This window comes from Paenibacillus hunanensis, from assembly GCF_014645615.1.
Taxonomy (GTDB): domain Bacteria; phylum Bacillota; class Bacilli; order Paenibacillales; family Paenibacillaceae; genus Saccharibacillus; species Saccharibacillus hunanensis.
The window spans coordinates 105540-120077 of record NZ_BMMB01000002.1 but is presented as its reverse complement, the minus strand read 5'-3'; the positions used below and the strand labels follow the sequence as shown (position 1 = coordinate 120077).

The following is a 14538-nucleotide window of genomic DNA, read 5'->3' as shown; positions in this document are numbered from 1 at the left end:
ATCAAGGGTTTTAGGTGTTTTTTAGATCTGTATAATCATTGAATTTATAAAAAATCAAAAAAACTTTAAAAACCCTGCAACCTTTTTGCAACACCCTGCGTCTATAAGTTTGGAAACAGCGAGAGCAGCACTAAAAGTTCTCCTGAGCCCAAGTGTTTAAAGAACAACAAACCTGTTTAGGTACTACTTAGAGTTATTAAAAAGTAGCTTGCAGTTACGGGTGAGTGGGCGAAGTTGGTAATCTCTTTAAAAGTATAGTAAGATTAATAAGGTTGTGCCAAAAAAATTTTTGAAGGCACTGCAACTTTTAAAGAAACCCTGCGTCTATATATACGAACCTGATGAAATGACGGCAAAAAACATGCTAACAGGTTGTTGAATGACAATGAACCCTAATGGAATATTCAACAATCCCGATGTGAAAAAATGTCTTTACGGCATCATTGGCGCAAGTGTATAATACCATTGGACACTGCGGTCTTCTGATTGGCGAATGTTCCGGTTACGATTTTCTGTGATTTTCACAGATATCATCATACAATGGGATTTGCTTATACTCGGGAAGGGGGTGTAACAACATGAGTAATAAAATCCATAACAAACAAACAAACAAAAATAATGTTTATGATATTCAAGGAGGAGAAAAAAAGGTTATGAAAAAGTCTACTAAAAAAGTTATTAACGTAGCAGCAAGCGCAGCTCTGCTGGCTGGTATCGCTCCAGTTGCAGGTGTACTGGCTCCAACAGCAGCACATGCATCCGGTTCTTTCGATGTTTACAACGTTCCAACACTGAACACAGATTCTACTCCAGCTAATCCAACAGATAATCAATATACACAACTTGGTCGTGTAAAAGTGAATGTTGACCAATTCACTCTTAAAGGTGGAAGCCAAACACTGACTTTCACTCTTCCACAAGGATTTGAATTCCGCAATGATCAAGATTTCACTTCTTTAGCTGATACAGCTACTCCAACGGTTGGACAAAACACTTACCAACTGCGCGGTGGCGTAGGTAGAAGCGGTATTACTTCTGTTTCCGTTGCTAAAATTAGCAATGATAACAAAAGTGCTCAAATCACAATTACTGGTACAAACAATTCTGATGATGTAGAGTTGTTCTTGAACCTGAACGGTATTATTTCTACTGGTCCTAGTTCTGGAGATGTTAATGTAAGTTTCTCCGCATCGCCAAACAGTGGTCTTCCAACTGGTAATGTTAAAGTTGCTACTGTAGTATCTTCCGGTCAAGTAGCTTTGGAAGCTCGTGATACACAATCCAGTAGCGACGACTTTGGTTTTACACTTCGTCTTACTGAATCTGTAGCTGCTTCCCTTAAAACAGGTAATGCAGTTAAATTGAAACTTCCATCCGGTTTCGAGTGGTCTTCCCGTGGTACAGCTACTTCTTTGTATGGTGTACTTACAAACGAAGATGTGAACGTATCTTTTGATGGTGATACAGCTACAATCTCTGCAAAATCAATTTCTAACACAGCTTCTTCTTTCGATCTGCCACTGACATTTACAGTGCAAGACGAAGATAAAGTTAAAGAAGGCGATGTAACAGCTACAGTTAGTGGTAGTTCTTCTTCCAATGTATCTTCTCTGGTAGTTGGTACTTATGGTCAATACGGTGGTGGTGTAACAGTTGCTTCTCCAACTACTGTAGTAGCTGGTCAAGATGAGCAAAAAATTGGTAATGTAGTAGTTAAAGAATCCGTTGCCGGATCTTTCATCGCTGGACGCACTGTAACTCTGCAACTACCAGAAGGTGCTCGTTGGCAGTCAGTTTATGATGGTGGCGAAAATGTAGGAAATGTTACAACTGGTTCCATTGATACTGCTAATGGTCTGGTTCGTCCAACTATCGATTATACTGGTACGGATGGTCGTACTCTAAAACTGACTTTCCCAAGTCAAAACACTTCTAACAAAGCTGGTTCTATCACTTTGAAAGATGTTGAAGTAGCAGTTCAACCAGGTTTCACTGGTGATCTGAACGCTACAGTAGCAGGTAGCCAAGGTCTGACTGGTACAGTTAAACTGGCAACAGCAGTATCTGGCGTATCCCTGACTGCAACTAACGCAACTTACAACATTGCAATCGGTACTGACAATGCTTCTATCGGCGATCTGATGATCAAAGAAGGCGCTGCTGGTGCACTGACTGACGATGGTACTGGTCAAGTTCAAGTTCTCCTGCCAGCTGGCGTGACTTTCGGTTCCACTCCAACTGTATCCGTAACTGGTGGCGATCTGCGTATCCGTAACGTATCCGTTGACACTTACAACAACAGCGGTACTCAAGGTGTTCTGACTTTCTACGTAGATAGCGAGAGCGCAACTGCAAGCACAATTACTGTTAGCGGCGTTAACCTGCGTATCGACCGTACTGTACCACAAGGCGACATCGTTGCTAAAGTACAAGGCGACGGCGCAGCTTACACTGCATACCACGGTGCTGGCGATGTAGCCGACACTTGGAAATCCAGCTACAAATACGCAGCTAAAGCAGCTATCGCTACAATCGGTACTGCACCAGCTGGTGAGACTGACAACGCTGTAACAGCTATCTACACAATCGGTAGCACTGCTTACACTGTAAACGGTCAAACTCGTACTGCTGAAGTTGCTCCTTACGTTGAAAACGGCCGCACTTACCTGCCAGTTCGTTATGTAGCAGAAGCTCTGGGCGTATCCCAAGCGAACATCCTGTTCGACAAAGCGACTTCTGTTGTTACAATGATCAAAGGTGATCGTGTAGTTCAGCTGAAACTGAACACTAACCAACTGACAATTAACGGTTCCACAATCAACATGGACGTTAAAGCAGTAACTAAAGCTAACCGTACTGTACTGCCTATCGCATGGGTTGGTAAAGCTCTGGATGCAGTAATCCAATACGATGCTGCAGCTAAAACTGTAACAGTAAACAGCAAGTAATATGTCTGATATTACAAGCTAAACCATAGAAGGTAGTCATACCTTCACTGAGATACCTCGGAGTAGGCAACTGCTCCGGGGTATTTTTTATTTTCTAATTTGCTTATAAGTCTGATTCGTTAGTATGATATAGTGAGAGAAAACATGCTATTCAAGGATGAATGAAAAGTAAAAGGTTTCGTATTACAAACAATGAGGAAATACGGGAAATTGTCGTATATGCAATGACCATTTATTTATCGAAAATAATACCAATTTATAATAGAACTTAATCTTGGAGGTACATGTTATGGGGAAAAGATCAACATGGATGCTCGCAGTAGCAACCATCGGCATTGGGGTATGGGTAGGAAGTTCGTTCACAACTGTTAGTAATGCTAGTAGTCAGTTAGGTTCAGCTGATGATCCAGTGGTGACTAAAAGCTATGTCGATCAACAAATTCAGAAAGCACTGGGTGGTAACTTAAATTCTGGAGCTTCAAATAGTTCTTCAGGCAGCTCGGCAAATAATAACTCCAACACATCCAGTGGAACAAAAAATAATTCGAGCTCTTCTTCAAACAATTCATCCTCTAGCTCCAATACGTCAAATTCGAATACTGGAGCCGCTACTGGAAGCTCTAGTAATTCAGCTTCGACCTCAGCTACCGCTAAAATTGATATTGTTGAGCTAAGACCAGGCAAAACATTAATTGCAAAAGCAGGTACACAGATCATTGTGAGACATGGTAATGCTACTGTATATAGCGATGGGACCAATGGTATTGTTGATGTAACGGATGGAACGGATTTGGGTGGTAATCAGGCTATTACTAATAATCACTTACTGCTATTTCCTCGTGATGGTCGTGGCGTAATGGTCACTGCTAACCAGACATCTAATGCAACACTGATGGTTATCGGAAGCTATGATATACAATAATACAATTTGATTTATGGGTACCTTTGTTGGTTGAGCGCCTCTGTGCAGTAAAGGTATCCTACATAAGTGAATGAACTTCATGCATAGAATGCAATAAATATAAAAATACTTTCTTCAACGAAGGTATAATCTTATACGCAATATATTGTAATTTTTTGGTAGTTCGGTTACTTGAAGTATTTTTAATCGATTGTATTCTTTATGTGATCATGCAGGATATACAATGAAAATAATATTAAATAAACAATACCGACAGGATTAATTGGTTATGATGGTTTGACACCTCTAGCTAAATGGTTTATCATGACCTGTAAGGCTTGTAAAGCGACCTTTTCCATATGGGAAGGGTTCATTTTTTGTGTGGGAGCACTTTGAAAGGCTGTAATGCAATACGCATTGGTCTTACTATCCATATGGGAGGTTGAGTTTGTGTCGACAATTAAAAAGCATTTATTTACATCAGAGTCCGTAACTGAAGGACATCCCGATAAAATTTGTGATCAAATTTCTGATGCAGTTCTTGATGCGTTTTTGGCTAATGATCCTAATGCGCGTGTAGCGTGCGAGGTAGCAGTAGCAACAGGTATGGTGCTGGTCATTGGTGAAATTAGTACGAAATCGGAATACGTTGATATTCCTTCAATTGTACGTAATACAATTAAGGAAATCGGTTATACACGTGCAAAATACGGTTTTGATTACAATACATGTGCTGTTCTGAGTTCCTTGAATGAGCAATCTGCTGATATTGCACAGGGTGTAAACTCAGCTTTGGAAACTCGTGATCCCGAGCAATTGAAGCTTGAAACTGAAAATATTGGTGCAGGCGACCAGGGCTTGATGTTTGGCTTTGCAACAAATGAAACGCCAGAATTAATGCCATTGCCTATCGCGATGTCTCACCGCATCGCGCGTCGTTTGTCCGAAGTACGTAAAGATGGTACGCTTGATTATCTTCGTCCAGACGGTAAAACACAGGTGACGGTAGAATATCAGGATAATAAGCCTGTACGTATCGATGCGATCGTAGTATCCACTCAGCACGCAGAAGAAATTACGCTGGAGCAGATTCAAAAGGATATTCGTGAGCATGTTATTGCTCCTGTAGTGCCAGCGGATCTGTTGGATGCAGAAACAAAATACTTTATCAACCCAACTGGACGCTTTGTTATTGGTGGTCCTCAAGGGGATGCAGGTCTGACAGGTCGTAAAATCATCGTAGATACATATGGTGGTTATGCTCGTCATGGCGGCGGTGCTTTCTCAGGCAAAGATCCTACAAAAGTAGACCGTTCCGCAGCCTATGCTGCTCGTTATGTAGCAAAAAATATCGTTGCTGCGGGTCTTGCTGATAAATGTGAGATTCAGCTTGCTTATGCGATTGGTGTAGCTACGCCAGTATCGATCAATGTGGATACGTATGGCACAGGTAAAGTAAGTGAGGATAAACTGGTAGAATTGATCCGCAAGCATTTTGACCTGCGTCCTGCGGGTATCATTCGTATGCTGGATCTGCGTCGTCCAATTTATCGTCAGACAGCAGCTTATGGTCATTTTGGTCGTACCGATCTGGATGTGCCATGGGAGAGCACTGATAAAGCAGAGCTGCTGAGAACTGAAGCAGGTCTGTAAACTAGCGTTAAGGCAGAAGGTTACAATATTTTAGCTTGAGTGCGTAATGTGGGATTATACATTTGAATTCTATGTTACGAGATCATGCTGTGAGACTAAACGTTAGTCTTGTATAAGCTTGATTGATATAAGATAGTATGTATATGTTTGTACGGAAAACGTATCGTATACAAATCTACAATCATTATATCGATCGTAGCGATGCAATTAAATAGTTAGCGAGATGAATCATGGTATGATCCATGTTATACATCATTCCTACACACTAGCCGCCTGCAATATGCAGAGCGGCTTTTTGTGCAAGATACTATGATTGGTAAGGGTATAGTATAAAGCGTATACTATAAGGGTGAAAAACAGTGTATGATCATGCAAAACGAAATGTATAAAAACATATGCTAACCGTAACTTTTGTGCTAAAGAGTAGTCTAATTGTATAAGGTATTTTCATTGATGAATACGTAGGTTAGTCGCATATACAAACAAGCACCACACAGGCAGCTGGTAGTGATCCAGACTGCTCAAGGAATTTTAAGGATAGGGGCGTTTTATTAATGACTGGCAAAACAAAAACAATGCGCAGATGGATTGTATTCACTCTCGCAGGTACACTTTGGATTCAGCCTGTAGTGGAGTTGGGACTTCCAGCAAGCTCATTGTTGGCAACGCAAACAGCAGCGGCAGCATCGACCACCAAATTGGATGAAAGCTACATTACGTCCGGTGCCAAATTGCTGCAATATCGATATAAGACAACACGTTCTGGCAGAAGCGTTAATGTTCTAGCGGATGTCGTTCGAGTGGATTTGCAAAATCCTTATGTAAATCTCGATGTGATGACAGGTAAGGGTGGTAAATTTACGACCCGTCAATCGGTTGAAGGCATGGCGCAGGAGACCAAAGCAGTTGCGGGCGTGAATGGCGACTATTTCAATACAAGTGCAGAGGGCGTACCGATGGGAGCGCAGGTATCTGACGGTGTGCTGATGTCGAGTCCTTCGCAGTTAACAGGAATGTATGCATTTGGCGTGACGAAGAGCGGAACGCCGATGATCGAGCAATTTACATTTGAAGGTAAGGTGACGGCTCAGGATGGCTCAACCTTTGACCTAGCTGGTATTAATCAGGCCTCCTATATGACAGAGCCGGATAAAACCTACAGTCACATGAATAAAATGTATATTTATACTGATGCCTGGAAAGCGACAGAACGTCCAGCAAATAGCTCAACCACGCCAACAGAGGTGTTGGTAGAGAACGGCGTGATCACACAGATCTCTGCAAATAAAACGATTCAGGAAGCGGTGCCTACAGGTGCATATATTTTGCGTGCGCATGGAACAGCTGCGAAATACATTCAGCAGCATATGGCAGTCGGGCAAAAGGTGACAACCGATTATTCCCTACGGGTCAAATCAACTGGTAAAACGGTAGACCCGTCCGATCTGAAAATGATGATCGGTGGTCATACCATTCTGGTTGATGGCGGCAAGCCATCCTCGTTTTCTCGTAGTGTAAGCTCCATCGGTGGTAACCGTGCACGTACAGCTGTCGGTTATTCTCAGGATGGACGCTATGCGTATGTCATTGCTGTGGAGGATAATGACAATAGCGCAGGGATGTCGCTGTCTGAGCTGCAAGACTTTATGACATCGATCGGTGTATGGAAGGGTCTAAATCTCGATGGCGGTGGTTCAACGACGCTCGTAAGCCGTCCGCTTGGTGAAGATAAGGCTACACTGGCGTTTGAGACGGAATATGGCGGTACAACCCAGCGTAGTGTAGTAAATGGACTAGGTGTATACACAACAGCGCCTCAAGGCAGTGTGAAGGGCTTTAGTATTAGCGGTCCAAAGCAGCTATTACTTGGTCAAACAGCAACCTATTCGGCGAAGGGCTATGACACGTACTATAACCCGATCAAAAACGATGCAATCAAGCCAACCTGGAAAGCAGGCAATAGCAATATTAAATGGACAGGTGACCAGTTCCAGGCTGTAAAATCAGGTACTGCTAAGGTTACAGCGACAAGCAATGGTATCAGCACAAGTATGAATGTAGAGGTTGTAGGCGCAGAAGCGATTCAAAGTCTGACACCAGCCAGCAAAACCGCTTCATTACAAGCAGGAACAACGATTTCTGTACCGGTAACGGCGACATTGAAAAATGGTTCTAGTCTCACGATTGCGCCTGAAATGCTAAACTGGCAGTTCGTCGGCTTTAAAGGTACAGTTAAAGGTGATCAATTGACGATTAACTCGGTCGACAAGGATGCTACAGTGGGCTATGCGATTGCTCGCTATGATGGCTTTAGTACGATGATCGTACTGGGCACAGGTGGCGCACAGGCAAGCACATGGGAAGATTTCGAAAATACTGGCTACGATATTAGCTTCCTGGGCAATCCAAGCAATGTTACAGGCTCGGCTAGTATTGTACAGGGCGCAGATGATCATGCAAGCTCCAAAGTATTGCAGCTAAGCTATGATATGACAGCTGGAACAGCGAAGAAGTATGCTTACGCGCAATTCAACGGAACCTCCGGTAAAGCATTGACAGCAGGCTCGTCATCAATGTCCCTCGATGTATACAGCGATCAGAGCTATAACTGGCTGCGTGGCGAGGTTGCAGATGCAAATGGCAAAACCGTCTATATTGATATTGCCAAGAGTCTGAACTGGAAGGGCTGGAAGACACTCAATGTGGATCTGTCCGGACTGAATATTGCGTATCCAGCCAAGCTTAAACGTCTGTATGTGGTGAATGTAGAGGAGGGTCAGGATGAACGTGCAGCGACAGGCATGATCCAGATTGATAATATCAAGCTGACCGGTGCAACACAGGCGCCAAGCTTTACGAATCCAACGGGATCACTGGCGATGACAGTAGGCAAGAAGACCGCGACGTTGAATGGTCAGGCGCAATCGATTGATGCAGCGCCAATGCTCAAAGATAGTGCCACGTATATTCCGGTAAAATACATCGTAGATGCTTTTGGTGGACAGGCAAACTGGGATCAATCCAATCAACGAGTGACGATTTTACGTGCAGGACAATTGATCGATTTGACAGTTGGACAAAAAAATTATGTACAAAATGGTCGTTTGCAGAGTTCATCGGTTGCACCAGTTATTGTTTCGGGCAGGACTTTAGTCCCTCTTAGACTCGTATCTGAGCAGCTTGGATTGAATGTAAAATGGGATCAAACAACCAAGACGATTACTATCCAATCATGATAAGTTATAATATGATATAAAAGTATCATATAAATGACTTACAGAAATGGAGAAGATCAAGTGGAGTTCCACGCTGATGCGATAGATCACGTCATTAAGAACGCAACAAATGTAATGGAAAACAGCAAATATCAGATCTTCGAGATTTTGGACACTTCGCGGCGTGAGCTGTTGTCCCTGAATACTGAGCTTGAACTGGTATTGCGCGAGACAGCGGAGACGATCGAGAAGGTAGACAAGCTTGAGGTCGGTTATCGCAGTTCCCGAATCAGACTCACTGAAGTAAGTCGTGACTTTGTGCGGTATAATGAAGAAGATATCAAACAAGCCTACGAGAAGGCGACTCAGCTACAGCTTGATCTGATGATATATCGGGAAAAGGAAATGTATTTGAAGGCACGCCGTGACGATTTGCAGAAGCGAGTGAAAAACGTAGAAAACTCCATTGAGCGAGCTGAAACGATTGGCTCGCAAATGGGAGTTGTGCTCGAATATTTATCGGGTGAGCTGAATCAGGTCACCCGTATTATTGAATCTGCTAAAAATCGTCAGCTGATTGGCCTCAAAATTATTTTGGCGCAAGAGGATGAACGCAAGCGCATTTCCCGTGAAATTCATGATGGCCCTGCACAATTACTGGCAAATCTAGTTCTTAGGACCGAAATTGTAGAAAGAATGATCGCAAAGCAGGATTATGCGATGGTACGGGACGAAATAATAGATTTGAAGGGACAGGTGCGTTCCAGCCTGGAAGAAATGAGAAAAGTCATTTTCAATTTAAGACCTATGGCCCTCGATGATCTGGGGCTTATTCCAACTCTGCGGAAGTATGTGCAGGATTATGAGGAAAAAACTCGAATCCGTTCTATTTTTGAAACCAGAGGCAAGGAATACCGGCTCAGTTCCGCGATGGAGGCTGCCATCTACCGCCTGGTACAGGAGGCACTGACCAACGCAGCAAAACATGCCGAACCGACATATGTTACTGTCATCATTACGTTTCAGGCTCAGATTGTGAAGCTGACCGTAGAAGACAACGGCAAAGGCTTTAATCTGGAAAAGGTAGATCAGCGTACCAAAGACCATAATAACTTCGGTCTGATTGGCATGCGCGAACGAGTCGAATTGCTTGACGGCAGAATGGAAATTGAATCTGCTGAAAATCAGGGGACAAAAATTGTCATTCATATTCCAACGAATGTGGAAAAGTGAAAGGAGTAACAGGATGGAAAACCATGATTACGGCTCTAAAAAAATTAAAATACTGCTGGCCGATGATCATCAACTGTTCCGCGAAGGGCTAAAGCGCATCCTCAATATGGAGGATGATCTGGAGGTCATTGGCGAATGTGGAGATGGTATTCAGGTACTGGAGTTCTGCAATCATACTCCACCGGAAGTTGTATTGATGGATATCAATATGCCAGTTGAGAACGGGGTAGAAGCGACTGAGAAGCTACGCGAGCTTTTCCCTGACATTAAGGTTATCATTCTGTCGATTCATGATGATGAAAGCTATGTGTTTGAGACACTGCGCAAAGGCGCTTCGGGCTATCTGCTCAAAGACATGGAGGCAGAGTCTCTTGTTAATGCGATCCGCTCTGTAGTGGAAGGGCATGCTTACATCCATCCAAAAGTAACAGGGAAGCTCATTCAGCAGCTTCGCCGGATGACGTATGTAAACGAAACAGGCACGCTGGCTGATAACAATAATAACGGCGACACTGGTGTAAAATTTGTAGCCGGTGATGATAATCCACTGACACGACGCGAGGCTGAAGTGCTGCGTCTGATGGCAGAGGGCAAGAGCAACAAAATGATTGGTGAATACCTGTTCATTAGTGAGAAAACGGTTAAAAACCACGTGAGTAGCATTTTGCAAAAAATGGAGGTTGATGATCGTACACAAGCGGTTATCAACTCGATCAAGCATGGCTGGGTTACACTGTAACTCGAATTTTGATCTGAACTAGACGTGAGTGATATACTACAATAGTAAAGTCAAAGTGAAGCACACTTTCCCTCAAACGGATAAGTGTGCTTTTTTGTTTTGCGTACTTTATTATGACTGAACGTATCTAGCTTTATACGTAGAGCTTTTTAAAGTCCTATTCAGGAGCATATAGCGTAAAACAAACATACATCATAACGAGAGTAGACTATCCATTGCATTCATAGTATAGATTGGAGGAAATAGAGTGAAGGTAGATTTATATGCGACAGAGCATGAACAGGGCTGGAGACTACATGTATCGCTGGATATGCGTATTGATAGCTTATGGTGGACAGCTACAAATAAAAGAGGCTATTCATGTCGAAGCTTATGGCATATCGTTAGTGACTTGCCAGTGGGCTGGGCATTTGCTTGCGTACGCCATTTTAATGGTCGCTTACAGCATCAAAAAGAAGCAACTCATCCAGCCACATCCTTTGAGCAGAATAATAAAAGACATTATACCAGCGCAGCAGAAGCTACTATTGTAAATGCTTCTGCGATGATCGAGCAGATCAGACAGTGGTTGAGTGAATACATAACAGCAAGACAGTCCATTGCTAACGAGTTCTACAGTAGAGGTCATTCTTTCCTAACATCTTCAGTTGGCCCATTCGCCTCTTCCAAGTCTGCGCCGACAAGCACGCAATTACAGCTCGTCTTTCCATGTACATTATGGACGAGAGAAAGAGGCTGGACGGGCAGCGGTCAATATGTGCTATCGAATCAGGGAGGAGGCCAGCTTCAAGGCGATGTGCAGCAGATCGATCGTAAAAAGCAGCTCACCTGTGGAGCGATCGCGCTTACAGGCTTATTAAATGGTCGTTCGTTACTATTACCAGAACTGCATCATTTGATGGATGAACAGCAATCACCTTATACAGCAGGCTGGAGAAGCTATCTACAGCTAGCCTATCTGCAAAAGCATATTCGTTTGCTGGATAGTGTGTATGTTAGCAGTGAAGCCTCAACGGAGGATCAACAATCGGATAATAGCTGGTCTTTCTTGAATGCAGTTAAACATAGTATCGGATTATCTTCCCATCAGCATACAGCTTGTCGTCGCTGCGGAAGTACAAGCATTCGCTATACCTCGTGTGCAGGCTGCGGCTCGTCTGCCTGTGGATATTGCGAGGAATGCTTAATGATGGGCAGAAGCCGTGAATGCGGGCTATTATTGCAATCTGTCCGTCCACCTATTGCTGACCGAATAACGGAGCAAACAGAGCAGAAAAGGATCAGCCAGCGCAATGTAGCACAGCCATCGCGAACGGCACATGCACTTTTTGTAGTGGCGCCATTTGCTGCGCAATCGGCTAGTGCAGGTTTGCAGGGGAAACAGCAGAGTTCTCTACAGAGTTCTCTAGCATGTACAGAAGGAAAAAAGGATATACAGGCGCATTGGGGATTGAGTAATGCACAGACAGCCGCAGCTTTGCAGGCTCTCTCATTTTTACAGACAAAGGTGGAGGATGTTGCATCTCCGCAACTAACCCCGTCATTACTATGGCAGATAAGCAAAGCCTACTGGCACAGATGCCAAGCGACTTTAATGGAAGCAAAGGGTCATTTACAGCGGGGTTCAGATGATTCTACGAAGAGAACGAGAGCGAGTACAACGGAAATGTATCAAGAACACATTATAAACGATCCGTCTGCATACTCTACTTCCCATTCCTATTCTATAGAAGATGTTGATTCACCAGGTATTCAAGATGGTCTTAGGCAAATGGACAAGCTGCCACGCTCACGTCGATTTTTACTGTGGGCGGTGACTGGAGCTGGGAAGACAGAGATGATTTTCCCATTGATCGATTATATGCTTCAAAAAAAGCAACATGTTTTAATCGCAACACCAAGGCGTGATGTGGTGCTGGAGCTGGCTCCGCGACTACGACAGGCATTTCCAAGTGAGCAGGTCGTTGCTTTATATGGTGGGAGTGACGAGCAATGGACACAAGGAGCGATTACGATTGCTACAACACACCAGCTACTACGGTATCATGCTGCATTTGATCTCGTGATTATTGATGAGATTGATGCGTTCCCGTATGATGGAAATCCAATGCTAGCCTATGGAGCCTATACAGCCTGTCGTCCAGACGGGAAGTTTGTCTATTTATCTGCTACTCCCTCAGACGCGCTAAAACGGGCGATTCGTCAAGGACGACTGGCACATGCGAAGGTACCTGTACGTTTTCATGGGCATCCTTTACCTGTTCCTAAGCGCATGAAGACGCCATCCTTTGTAAGCTGGTATGGTAGCGGCAAGCTTCCTATAGAACTACTACAGCAGGTACAGCATTCGATTGAACGAGGCGCACAGCTATTTTGGTTTATGCCACGTATCGCATGGATTGAGCCGATGGTGACATTGTTAAAAGAGCATTTTCCCATGCTTCATATTGCCGGTACTTCTTCCGAGGATGAACAGCGTGCTCAGAAAGTAGTACAATTTCGCGAGCGCCGGATTCGTATTCTCGTAACGACTACGATATTAGAGCGTGGTGTGACGGTTCCCGGGAGCGATGTATACATTATTGATGCACATGACCATGTATATCATGCGTCTGCGCTTATTCAGATGGCAGGTCGAGCGGGTAGATCCAAGCAAGATCCGGCGGGAAAAGTTATCTTTACCGCATCTGAATACGGTCGTAGCCAGAAGCAGGCGATTGGACAGATTCGTTTAATGAACCGCATTGCACGTAAACAGAACTATATTGTATCGTCTGTGGAAAGGAACTGAGTCGATGAGTCACTTTCTTCATGCATCCAGTTGGAGCAAGCTATGGCGTTATCTGTACCCTCACCATCAGCAGTGTATCAGCTGTGCCCATACGATTATAGGCTTATCCGTTTATGAGGGGCTTTGCCATGCATGCGCTAGCCGTATTCCATGGATTATGAAGCCGCAGTGCAGGGTATGTGGACGAAGCATTCATTGTGAGGATTGTCAGCGGCAGGTAATGCAGCACCGTGGTTTTTTGCTTAATCGTAGTGCTGTTCGTTACAATACTGATATTCGTAGCTGGCTAGCAGCATATAAATATAGAGGTAATGAGCGGTATGAAGCTGTATTTGGGCAGCTAATGGTGGAGGGCTACTATCGTTTACAGGCGGAGCTAAGCACTCATTTCGGGTGTGAATGGTTTCCTGCCTGGATTACATCTGTACCAGCAAGCACGAATCGATTACAGGAACGCGGCTTTGATCAGGCAGCGCAGATGGCTCGGTGGCTGGCAGCGGATATAAAATTGCCGTATCTACCCTTATTAGAGCGTACCAGGCAAACGATGAAGCAAAGCGAGCAAGGAAGACAGGAACGCATTCGTAGTATGGCAGGAGTTTTTTCCTATTCGACTATGGCTGGCTCGCTTGTGCATGATGTGCTACAACGACATCATGAACCGTATGGATATAGAAATAGGATATCTTCCTATATAGCTGCTCCAGCTGTTCCTATGCAGGCATCATCGCTACAAACTAATCAGTCGCTTCGAGTATCTGGTCAGCTGGAGGATGAACGAAACGCTAATCGGGTGATTCCGATCCTGCTAATTGATGACATTTATACAACGGGAAGTACCATTCATAACTGTGCATTAGCCTTACATGAATTAGGCGCTCAATGTCGTGTACAATTTCAGGTGATCTCGCTTACCTGTGCACGCTCCTAATGCTCATATTACTAAATCAACGATCTATATGCTAAATACGCTGAAGGTAAAGCCAGATTGTTCATTAATATGACCTAATCATAAGCAAATTGTTAACAAAACGCTTAATTTATTAAGTAATGCTAAC

8 protein-coding genes are annotated in these 14538 nt (G+C 43.8%); all 8 read left to right on the top strand.

The features are described 5' to 3' along the window. Window positions 1–578: 578 nt before the first annotated feature. The 8 genes from IEX62_RS04025 to IEX62_RS03990 all read left to right on the top strand — a co-directional run bounded on the left by IEX62_RS04025 (window position 579) and on the right by IEX62_RS03990 (window position 14411). On the top strand, window positions 579–2948 hold the full coding sequence (locus tag IEX62_RS04025) for a copper amine oxidase N-terminal domain-containing protein (protein WP_188774145.1): 2370 nt from the start codon (window positions 579–581) through the stop codon (window positions 2946–2948). A gap of 289 nt (window positions 2949–3237) precedes the next feature. Beyond that, window positions 3238–3870 (top strand): hypothetical protein, encoded by a 633-nt coding sequence (locus IEX62_RS04020; protein WP_188774144.1) that lies wholly within the window; start codon window positions 3238–3240, stop codon window positions 3868–3870. Window positions 3871–4299: 429 nt separating this feature from the next. Next, window positions 4300–5502 (top strand): methionine adenosyltransferase, encoded by a 1203-nt coding sequence (gene metK / locus IEX62_RS04015; RefSeq protein ID WP_308422626.1) that lies wholly within the window; start codon window positions 4300–4302, stop codon window positions 5500–5502. Window positions 5503–6056: 554 nt separating this feature from the next. Beyond that, window positions 6057–8738 (top strand): stalk domain-containing protein, encoded by a 2682-nt coding sequence (locus tag IEX62_RS04010; RefSeq protein ID WP_188774142.1) that lies wholly within the window; start codon window positions 6057–6059, stop codon window positions 8736–8738. Between the two features lie 60 nt (window positions 8739–8798). Beyond that, window positions 8799–9950: a sensor histidine kinase gene (locus IEX62_RS04005; RefSeq protein ID WP_188774141.1), complete on the top strand. Its 1152-nt coding sequence runs from the start codon at window positions 8799–8801 to the stop codon at window positions 9948–9950. Window positions 9951–9963: 13 nt separating this feature from the next. After that, on the top strand, window positions 9964–10689 hold the full coding sequence (locus IEX62_RS04000) for a response regulator (RefSeq protein ID WP_188774140.1): 726 nt from the start codon (window positions 9964–9966) through the stop codon (window positions 10687–10689). A gap of 247 nt (window positions 10690–10936) precedes the next feature. Beyond that, on the top strand, window positions 10937–13480 hold the full coding sequence (locus IEX62_RS03995) for a helicase-related protein (RefSeq protein WP_229685607.1): 2544 nt from the start codon (window positions 10937–10939) through the stop codon (window positions 13478–13480). 4 nt (window positions 13481–13484) lie between these two features. Next, entirely contained in the window at window positions 13485–14411 is a 927-nt protein-coding gene (locus tag IEX62_RS03990) for a ComFC family protein (protein WP_188774139.1), read from the top strand. The last annotated feature ends 127 nt before the right edge of the window (window positions 14412–14538 follow it).

What these genes read in the sequence shown, in the direction of transcription:
- IEX62_RS04025 (WP_188774145.1), top strand. Translation starts at nt 579, where the DNA reads ATGAGTAATAAAATCCATAACAAACAAACAAACAAAAATAATGTTTAT.
- IEX62_RS04020 (WP_188774144.1), top strand. Translation starts at nt 3,238, where the DNA reads ATGGGGAAAAGATCAACATGGATGCTCGCAGTAGCAACCATCGGCATT.
- IEX62_RS04010 (WP_188774142.1), top strand. Translation starts at nt 6,057, where the DNA reads ATGACTGGCAAAACAAAAACAATGCGCAGATGGATTGTATTCACTCTC.
- IEX62_RS03990 (WP_188774139.1), top strand. Translation starts at nt 13,485, where the DNA reads ATGAGTCACTTTCTTCATGCATCCAGTTGGAGCAAGCTATGGCGTTAT.
- IEX62_RS04000 (WP_188774140.1), top strand. Translation starts at nt 9,964, where the DNA reads ATGGAAAACCATGATTACGGCTCTAAAAAAATTAAAATACTGCTGGCC.